Source organism: Bradyrhizobium sp. BR 1432 (assembly GCF_051547705.1).
Lineage (GTDB): Bacteria > Pseudomonadota > Alphaproteobacteria > Rhizobiales > Xanthobacteraceae > Bradyrhizobium > Bradyrhizobium zhanjiangense.
On sequence record NZ_JBPUGF010000001.1, the window covers coordinates 1 to 7,279 of the forward strand.

At 43.5% G+C, this 7,279-nt stretch carries 10 protein-coding genes and 6 pseudogenes; 8 read left to right on the forward strand and 8 right to left on the reverse strand.

Annotated features, from left to right (window positions below; genetic code table 11):
• The first annotated feature begins 266 nt into the window (after positions 1 to 266).
• The 3 genes and pseudogenes from ACSKB8_RS00005 to rzpD all read left to right on the forward strand — a co-directional run bounded on the left by ACSKB8_RS00005 (position 267) and on the right by rzpD (position 1,501).
• Positions 267 to 584: pseudogene (locus tag ACSKB8_RS00005) on the forward strand (phage holin, lambda family).
• A complete protein-coding gene (locus tag ACSKB8_RS00010; protein ID WP_000229403.1) occupies positions 568 to 1,044 on the forward strand; it encodes a glycoside hydrolase family 24 protein in 477 nt (158 codons plus the stop codon). The pseudogene ACSKB8_RS00005 and the gene ACSKB8_RS00010 overlap by 17 nt, the downstream one beginning before the upstream one ends.
• A pseudogene (gene rzpD, locus ACSKB8_RS00015) lies at positions 1,041 to 1,501 on the forward strand (prophage endopeptidase RzpD). The gene ACSKB8_RS00010 and the pseudogene rzpD overlap by 4 nt, the downstream one beginning before the upstream one ends.
• A gap of 31 nt (positions 1,502 to 1,532) precedes the next feature.
• On the opposite strand, the gene bor (ACSKB8_RS00020) reads toward rzpD, so the two are convergent.
• Positions 1,533 to 1,826: a serum resistance lipoprotein Bor gene (bor, locus tag ACSKB8_RS00020; protein WP_000738492.1), complete on the reverse strand. Its 294-nt coding sequence runs from the start codon at positions 1,824 to 1,826 to the stop codon at positions 1,533 to 1,535.
• A gap of 289 nt (positions 1,827 to 2,115) precedes the next feature.
• The gene (locus tag ACSKB8_RS00025) at positions 2,116 to 2,526 is read right to left on the reverse strand and encodes a DUF1398 domain-containing protein (RefSeq protein ID WP_012775990.1); all 411 of its coding nucleotides are present in this window, start codon (positions 2,524 to 2,526) and stop codon (positions 2,116 to 2,118) included.
• A 285-nt stretch (positions 2,527 to 2,811) separates the two neighbouring features.
• On the opposite strand from ACSKB8_RS00025, the gene ybcW (ACSKB8_RS00030) reads away from it, so the two are divergent.
• Positions 2,812 to 3,018 carry a protein YbcW gene (gene ybcW / locus ACSKB8_RS00030; RefSeq protein ID WP_001031427.1) on the forward strand — a complete coding sequence of 69 codons (207 nt, stop codon included), beginning with the start codon at positions 2,812 to 2,814 and terminating at the stop codon, positions 3,016 to 3,018.
• Positions 3,019 to 3,182: 164 nt separating this feature from the next.
• Here ybcW (ACSKB8_RS00030) and ACSKB8_RS00035 read toward each other — a convergent pair whose 3' ends face one another.
• A complete protein-coding gene (locus ACSKB8_RS00035; RefSeq protein ID WP_001421937.1) occupies positions 3,183 to 3,377 on the reverse strand; it encodes a YlcI/YnfO family protein in 195 nt (64 codons plus the stop codon).
• Between the two features lie 558 nt (positions 3,378 to 3,935).
• On the opposite strand from ACSKB8_RS00035, the gene ACSKB8_RS00040 reads away from it, so the two are divergent.
• A complete protein-coding gene (locus ACSKB8_RS00040; RefSeq protein WP_001421937.1) occupies positions 3,936 to 4,130 on the forward strand; it encodes a YlcI/YnfO family protein in 195 nt (64 codons plus the stop codon).
• A gap of 164 nt (positions 4,131 to 4,294) precedes the next feature.
• On the opposite strand, the gene ybcW (ACSKB8_RS00045) is transcribed toward ACSKB8_RS00040, so the two are convergent.
• Complete coding sequence (gene ybcW, locus ACSKB8_RS00045) at positions 4,295 to 4,501, reverse strand: protein YbcW (protein WP_001031427.1); 207 nt, start codon at positions 4,499 to 4,501, stop codon at positions 4,295 to 4,297.
• Between the two features lie 286 nt (positions 4,502 to 4,787).
• Between ybcW (ACSKB8_RS00045) and ACSKB8_RS00050 the strand changes: the two genes are divergently transcribed.
• The 3 genes and pseudogenes from ACSKB8_RS00050 to bor (ACSKB8_RS00060) all read left to right on the forward strand — a co-directional run bounded on the left by ACSKB8_RS00050 (position 4,788) and on the right by bor (ACSKB8_RS00060) (position 5,780).
• Positions 4,788 to 4,991: a DUF1398 family protein gene (locus tag ACSKB8_RS00050; protein WP_438101650.1), complete on the forward strand. Its 204-nt coding sequence runs from the start codon at positions 4,788 to 4,790 to the stop codon at positions 4,989 to 4,991.
• The gene (locus ACSKB8_RS00055) at positions 4,985 to 5,161 is read left to right on the forward strand and encodes a DUF1398 family protein (RefSeq protein ID WP_438101652.1); all 177 of its coding nucleotides are present in this window, start codon (positions 4,985 to 4,987) and stop codon (positions 5,159 to 5,161) included. Before ACSKB8_RS00050 ends, ACSKB8_RS00055 begins: the two co-directional genes overlap by 7 nt.
• Positions 5,162 to 5,479: 318 nt before the next feature.
• Positions 5,480 to 5,780: pseudogene (bor, locus tag ACSKB8_RS00060) on the forward strand (serum resistance lipoprotein Bor).
• A gap of 103 nt (positions 5,781 to 5,883) precedes the next feature.
• Here bor (ACSKB8_RS00060) and ACSKB8_RS00065 read toward each other — a convergent pair.
• From ACSKB8_RS00065 to ACSKB8_RS00080, 4 genes and pseudogenes are all read right to left on the reverse strand, one after another.
• Positions 5,884 to 6,028: pseudogene (locus ACSKB8_RS00065) on the reverse strand (Rz1 family lipoprotein); the annotation flags it as partial.
• A pseudogene (locus tag ACSKB8_RS00070) lies at positions 6,006 to 6,062 on the reverse strand (hypothetical protein); the annotation flags it as partial. The pseudogenes ACSKB8_RS00070 and ACSKB8_RS00065, both read right to left, overlap by 23 nt.
• Before the next feature lie 197 nt (positions 6,063 to 6,259).
• Positions 6,260 to 6,736, reverse strand: a complete 477-nt coding sequence (locus tag ACSKB8_RS00075; RefSeq protein ID WP_000229403.1) for a glycoside hydrolase family 24 protein — start codon at positions 6,734 to 6,736, stop codon at positions 6,260 to 6,262.
• Positions 6,720 to 7,043, reverse strand: a pseudogene (locus tag ACSKB8_RS00080) (phage holin, lambda family). The gene ACSKB8_RS00075 and the pseudogene ACSKB8_RS00080 overlap by 17 nt, the downstream one beginning before the upstream one ends.
• Between the last annotated feature and the right edge of the window lie 236 nt (positions 7,044 to 7,279).

A 7,279-nucleotide genomic window follows, 5' to 3' on the forward strand; every position in this document is an offset into this window, starting at 1 on the left:
TTACGTATTGCTAAGGTTAACTTACTACCCAGTGAACCTCCTCGCAGCACCTGCCATCAGATTGTGTTTGTTAGTCGCTTTTTTTTTTGGAATTTTTTTTTTGGAATTTTTTTTTTGCGCTAACAACCTCCTGCCGTTTTGCCCGTGCATATCGGTCACGAACAAATCTGATTACTAAACACAGTAGCCTGGATTTGTTCTATCAGTAATCGACCTTATTCCTAATTAAATAGAGCAAATCCCCTTATTGGGGGTAAGACATGAAGATGCCAGAAAAACATGACCTGTTGGCCGCCATTCTCGCGGCAAAGGAACAAGGCATCGGGGCAATCCTTGCGTTTGCAATGGCGTACCTTCGCGGCAGATATAATGGCGGTGCGTTTACAAAAACAGTAATCGACGCAACGATGTGCGCCATTATCGCCTAGTTCATTCGTGACCTTCTCGACTTCGCCGGACTAAGTAGCAATCTCGCTTATATAACGAGCGTGTTTATCGGCTACATCGGTACTGACTCGATTGGTTCGCTTATCAAACGCTTCGCTGCTAAAAAAGCCGGAGTAGAAGATGGTAGAAATCAATAATCAACGTAAGGCGTTCCTCGATATGCTGGCGTGGTCGGAGGGAACTGATAACGGACGTCAGAAAACCAGAAATCATGGTTATGACGTCATTGTAGGCGGAGAGCTATTTACTGATTACTCCGATCACCCTCGCAAACTTGTCACGCTAAACCCAAAACTCAAATCAACAGGCGCCGGACGCTACCAGCTTCTTTCCCGTTGGTGGGATGCCTACCGCAAGCAGCTTGGCCTGAAAGACTTCTCTCCGAAAAGTCAGGACGCTGTGGCATTGCAGCAGATTAAGGAGCGTGGCGCTTTACCTATGATTGATCGTGGTGATATCCGTCAGGCAATCGACCGTTGCAGCAATATCTGGGCTTCACTGCCGGGCGCTGGTTATGGTCAGTTCGAGCATAAGGCTGACAGCCTGATTGCAAAATTCAAAGAAGCGGGCGGAACGGTCAGAGAGATTGATGTATGAGCAGAGTCACCGCGATTATCTCCGCTCTGGTTATCTGCATCATCGTCTGCCTGTCATGGGCTGTTAATCATTACCGTGATAACGCCATTACCTACAAAGCCCAGCGCGACAAAAATGCCAGAGAACTGAAGCTGGCGAACGCGGCAATTACTGACATGCAGATGCGTCAGCGTGATGTTGCTGCGCTCGATGCAAAATACACGAAGGAGTTAGCTGATGCTAAAGCTGAAAATGATGCTCTGCGTGATGATGTTGCCGCTGGTCGTCGTCGGTTGCACATCAAAGCAGTCTGTCAGTCAGTGCGTGAAGCCACCACCGCCTCCGGCGTGGATAATGCAGCCTCCCCCGACTGGCAGACACCGCTGAACGGGATTATTTCACCCTCAGAGAGAGGCTGATCACTATGCAAAAACAACTGGAAGGAACCCAGAAGTATATTAATGAGCAGTGCAGATAGAGTTGCCCATATCGATGGGCAACTCATGCAATTATTGTGAGCAATACACACGCGCTTCCAGCGGAGTATAAATGCCTAAAGTAATAAAACCGAGCAATCCATTTACGAATGTTTGCTGGGTTTCTGTTTTAACAACATTTTCTGCGCCGCCACAAATTTTGGCTGCATCGACAGTTTTCTTCTGCCCAATTCCAGAAACGAAGAAATGATGGGTGATGGTTTCCTTTGGTGCTACTGCTGCCGGTTTGTTTTGAACAGTAAACGTCTGTTGAGCACATCCTGTAATAAGCAGGGCCAGCGCAGTAGCGAGTAGCATTTTTTTCATGGTGTTATTCCCGATGCTTTTTGAAGTTCGCAGAATCGTATGTGTAGAAAATTAAACAAACCCTAAACAATGAGTTGAAATTTCATATTGTTAATATTTATTAATGTATGTCAGGTGCGATGAATCGTCATTGTATTCCCGGATTAACTATGTCCACAGCCCTGACGGGGAACTTCTCTGCGGGAGTGTCCGGGAATAATTAAAACGATGCACACAGGGTTTAGCGCGTACACGTATTGCATTATGCCAACGCCCCGGTGCTGACACGGAAGAAACCGGACGTTATGATTTAGCGTGGAAAGATTTGTGTAGTGTTCTGAATGCTCTCAGTAAATAGTAATGAATTATCAAAGGTATAGTAATATCTTTTATGTTCATGGATATTTGTAACCCATCGGAAAACTCCTGCTTTAGCAAGATTTTCCCTGTATTGCTGAAATGTGATTTCTCTTGATTTCAACCTATCATAGGACGTTTCTATAAGATGCGTGTTTCTTGAGAATTTAACATTTACAACCTTTTTAAGTCCTTTTATTAACACGGTGTTATCGTTTTCTAACACGATGTGAATATTATCTGTGGCTAGATAGTAAATATAATGTGAGACGTTGTGACGTTTTAGTTCAGAATAAAACAATTCACAGTCTAAATCTTTTCGCACTTGATCGAATATTTCTTTAAAAATGGCAACCTGAGCCATTGGTAAAACCTTCCATGTGATACGAGGGCGCGTAGTTTGCATTATCGTTTTTATCGTTTCAATCTGGTCTGACCTCCTTGTGTTTTGTTGATGATTTATGTCAAATATTAGGAATGTTTTCACTTAATAGTATTGGTTGCGTAACAAAGTGCGGTCCTGCTGGCATTCTGGAGGGAAATACAACCGACAGATGTATGTAAGGCCAACGTGCTCAAATCTTCATACAGAAAGATTTGAAGTAATATTTTAACCGCTAGATGAAGAGCAAGCGCATGGAGCGACAAAATGAATAAAGAACAATCTGCTGATGATCCCTCCGTGGATCTGATTCGTGTAAAAAATATGCTTAATAGCACCATTTCTATGAGTTACCCTGATGTTGTAATTGCATGTATAGAACATAAGGTGTCTCTGGAAGCATTCAGAGCAATTGAGGCAGCGTTGGTGAAGCACGATAATAATATGAAGGATTATTCCCTGGTGGTTGACTGATCACCATAACTGCTAATCATTCAAACTATTTAGTCTGTGACAGAGCCAACACGCAGTCTGTCACTGTCAGGAAAGTGGTAAAACTGCAACTCAATTACTGCAATGCCCTCGTAATTAAGTGAATTTACAATATCGTCCTGTTCGGAGGGAAGAACGCGGGATGTTCATTCTTCATCACTTTTAATTGATGTATATGCTCTCTTTTCTGACGTTAGTCTCCGACGGCAGGCTTCAATGACCCAGGCTGAGAAATTCCCGGACCCTTTTTGCTCAAGAGCGATGTTAATTTGTTCAATCATTTGGTTAGGAAAGCGGATGTTGCGGGTTGTTGTTCTGCGGGTTCTGTTCTTCGTTGACATGAGGTTGCCCCGTATTCAGTGTCGCTGATTTGTATTGTCTGAAGTTGTTTTTACGTTAAGTTGATGCAGATCAATTAATACGATACCTGCGTCATAATTGATTATTTGACGTGGTTTGATGGCCTCCACGCACGTTGTGATATGTAGATGATAATCATTATCACTTTACGGGTCCTTTCCGGTGAAAAAAAGGTACCAAAAAAAACATCGTCGTGAGTAGTGAACCGTAAGCAGGTGCTGCGAGGAGGTTCACTGGGTAGTAAGTTAACCTTCATAACCGTATTGCTAAGGTTAACTTACTACCCAGTGAACCTCCTCGCAGCACCTGCTTACGGTTCACTACTCACGACGATGTTTTTTTGGTACCTTTTTTTCACCGGAAAGGACCCGTAAAGTGATAATGATTATCATCTACATATCACAACGTGCGTGGAGGCCATCAAACCACGTCAAATAATCAATTATGACGCAGGTATCGTATTAATTGATCTGCATCAACTTAACGTAAAAACAACTTCAGACAATACAAATCAGCGACACTGAATACGGGGCAACCTCATGTCAACGAAGAACAGAACCCGCAGAACAACAACCCGCAACATCCGCTTTCCTAACCAAATGATTGAACAAATTAACATCGCTCTTGAGCAAAAAGGGTCCGGGAATTTCTCAGCCTGGGTCATTGAAGCCTGCCGTCGGAGACTAACGTCAGAAAAGAGAGCATATACATCAATTAAAAGTGATGAAGAATGAACATCCCGCGTTCTTCCCTCCGAACAGGACGATATTGTAAATTCACTTAATTACGAGGGCATTGCAGTAATTGAGTTGCAGTTTTACCACTTTCCTGACAGTGACAGACTGCGTGTTGGCTCTGTCACAGACTAAATAGTTTGAATGATTAGCAGTTATGGTGATCAGTCAACCACCAGGGAATAATCCTTCATATTATTATCGTGCTTCACCAACGCTGCCTCAATTGCTCTGAATGCTTCCAGAGACACCTTATGTTCTATACATGCAATTACAACATCAGGGTAACTCATAGAAATGGTGCTATTAAGCATATTTTTTACACGAATCAGATCCACGGAGGGATCATCAGCAGATTGTTCTTTATTCATTTTGTCGCTCCATGCGCTTGCTCTTCATCTAGCGGTTAAAATATTACTTCAAATCTTTCTGTATGAAGATTTGAGCACGTTGGCCTTACATACATCTGTCGGTTGTATTTCCCTCCGACAATGCGAGCAGGACCGCACTTTGTTACGCAACCAATACTATTAAGTGAAAACATTCCTAATATTTGACATAAATCATCAACAAAACACAAGGAGGTCAGACCAGATTGAAACGATAAAAACGATAATGCAAACTACGCGCCCTCGTATCACATGGAAGGTTTTACCAATGGCTCAGGTTGCCATTTTTAAAGAAATATTCGATCAAGTGCGAAAAGATTTAGACTGTGAATTGTTTTATTCTGAACTAAAACGTCACAACGTCTCACATTATATTTACTATCTAGCCACAGATAATATTCACATCGTGTTAGAAAACGATAACACCGTGTTAATAAAAGGACTTAAAAAGGTTGTAAATGTTAAATTCTAAGAAACACGCATCTTATAGAAACGTCCTATGATAGGTTGAAATCAAGAGAAATCACATTTCAGCAATACAGGGAAAATCTTGCTAAAGCAGGAGTTTTCCGATGGGTTACAAATATCCATGAACATAAAAGATATTACTATACCTTTGATAATTCATTACTGATTTACTGAGAGCATTCAGAACACTACACAAATCTTTCCACGCTAAATCATAACGTCCGGTTTCTGGTCAGCACCGGGTGTTGGCATAATGCAATACGTGTACGCGCTAAACCCTGTGTGCATCGTTTTAATTATTCCCGGACACTCCCGCATAATATTCCTGTTAGGGCTGTGGACATAGTTAATCCGGAATACAATGACGATTCATCGCACCTGACATACATTAATAAATATTAACAATATGAAATTTCAACTCATTGTTTAGGGTTTGTTTAATTTTCTACACATACGATTCTGCGAACTTCAAAAAGCATCGGGAATAACACCATGAAAAAAATGCTACTCGCTACTGCGCTGGCCCTGCTTATTACAGGATGTGCTCAACAGACGTTTACTGTTCAAAACAAACCGGCAGCAGTAGCACCAAAGGAAACCATCACCCATCATTTCTTCGTTTCTGGAATTGGGCAGAGAAAACTGTCGATGCAGCCAAAATTGTGGCGGCGCAGAAAATGTTGTTAAAACAGAAACCCAGCAAACATTCGTAAATGGATTGCTCGGTTTTATTACTTTAGGCATTTATACTCCGCTGGAAGCGCGTGTGTATTGCTCACAGATAATTGCATGATTCTGCCCATCGATATGGGCAACTCTATCTGCACTGCTCATTAACATACTTCTGGGTTCCTTCCAGTTGTTTTTGCATAGTGATGAGCCTCTCTGAGGGCGCAGATAATCCCGTTCAGTGGTGTCTGCCAGTCGGGGGAGGCTGCATTATCCACGCCGGAGGCGGTGGTGGCTTCACGCACTGACTGACAGCTGCTTTGATGTGCAACCGACGACGACCAGCGGCAACATCATCACGCAGAGCATCATTTTCAGCTTTAGCATCAGCTATCCTTCGTGGTATTTTGCATCGAGCGCAGCAACATCACGCTGTACGCATCTGCATGTCAGAGAATTGCCGCGTTCGCCAGCTTCAGTTCTCTGGCATTTTGTCGCGCTGGGCTTTGTAGGTAATGGCGTTATCACGGTAATGATTAACAGCCCATGACAGGCAGACGATGATGCAGATAACCAGAGCGGAGATAATCGCGGTGACTCTGCTCATACATCAATCTCTCTGACCGTTCCGCCTGCTTCTTTGAATTTTGCAATCAGGCTGTCAGCCTTATGCTCGAACTGACCATAACCAGCGCCCGGCAGTGAAGCCCAGATATTGCTGCAACGGTCGATTGCCTGACGGATATCACCACGATCAATCATAGGTAAAGCGCCACGCTCCTTAATCTGCTGCAATGCCACAGCGTCCTGACTTTTCGGAGAGAAGTCTTTCAGGCCAAGCTGCTTGCGGTAGGCATCCCACCAACGGGAAAGAAGCTGGTAGCGTCCGGCGCCTGTTGATTTGAGTTTTGGGTTTAGCGTGACAAGTTTGCGAGGGTGATCGGAGTAATCAGTAAATAGCTCTCCGCCTACAATGACGTCATAACCATGATTTCTGGTTTTCTGACGTCCGTTATCAGTTCCCTCCGACCACGCCAGCATATCGAGGAACGCCTTACGTTGATTATTGATTTCTACCATCTTCTACTCCGGCTTTTTTAGCAGCGAAGCGTTTGATAAGCGAACCAATCGAGTCAGTACCGATGTAGCCGATAAACACGCTCGTTATATAAGCGAGATTGCTACTTAGTCCGGCGAAGTCGAGAAGGTCACGAATGAACTAGGCGATAATGGCGCACATCGTTGCGTCGATTACTGTTTTTGTAAACGCACCGCCATTATATCTGCCGCGAAGGTACGCCATTGCAAACGCAAGGATTGCCCCGATGCCTTGTTCCTTTGCCGCGAGAATGGCGGCCAACAGGTCATGTTTTTCTGGCATCTTCATGTCTTACCCCCAATAAGGGGATTTGCTCTATTTAATTAGGAATAAGGTCGATTACTGATAGAACAAATCCAGGCTACTGTGTTTAGTAATCAGATTTGTTCGTGACCGATATGCACGGGCAAAACGGCAGGAGGTTGTTAGCGCAAAAAAAAAATTCCAAAAAAAAAATTCCAAAAAAAAAGCGACTAACAAACACAGGTGCTGCGAGGAGGTTCACTGGGTAGTAAGTTAACCTT

What these genes read in the sequence shown, in the direction of transcription:
- ybcW (WP_001031427.1), top strand. Translation starts at nt 2,812, where the DNA reads ATGAATAAAGAACAATCTGCTGATGATCCCTCCGTGGATCTGATTCGT.
- ACSKB8_RS00040 (WP_001421937.1), top strand. Translation starts at nt 3,936, where the DNA reads ATGTCAACGAAGAACAGAACCCGCAGAACAACAACCCGCAACATCCGC.
- ACSKB8_RS00025 (WP_012775990.1), bottom strand. Translation starts at nt 2,526, where the DNA reads ATGGCTCAGGTTGCCATTTTTAAAGAAATATTCGATCAAGTGCGAAAA.
- ACSKB8_RS00075 (WP_000229403.1), bottom strand. Translation starts at nt 6,736, where the DNA reads ATGGTAGAAATCAATAATCAACGTAAGGCGTTCCTCGATATGCTGGCG.
- bor (WP_000738492.1), bottom strand. Translation starts at nt 1,826, where the DNA reads ATGAAAAAAATGCTACTCGCTACTGCGCTGGCCCTGCTTATTACAGGA.
- ACSKB8_RS00010 (WP_000229403.1), top strand. Translation starts at nt 568, where the DNA reads ATGGTAGAAATCAATAATCAACGTAAGGCGTTCCTCGATATGCTGGCG.
- ACSKB8_RS00035 (WP_001421937.1), bottom strand. Translation starts at nt 3,377, where the DNA reads ATGTCAACGAAGAACAGAACCCGCAGAACAACAACCCGCAACATCCGC.
- ybcW (WP_001031427.1), bottom strand. Translation starts at nt 4,501, where the DNA reads ATGAATAAAGAACAATCTGCTGATGATCCCTCCGTGGATCTGATTCGT.
- ACSKB8_RS00050 (WP_438101650.1), top strand. Translation starts at nt 4,788, where the DNA reads ATGGCTCAGGTTGCCATTTTTAAAGAAATATTCGATCAAGTGCGAAAA.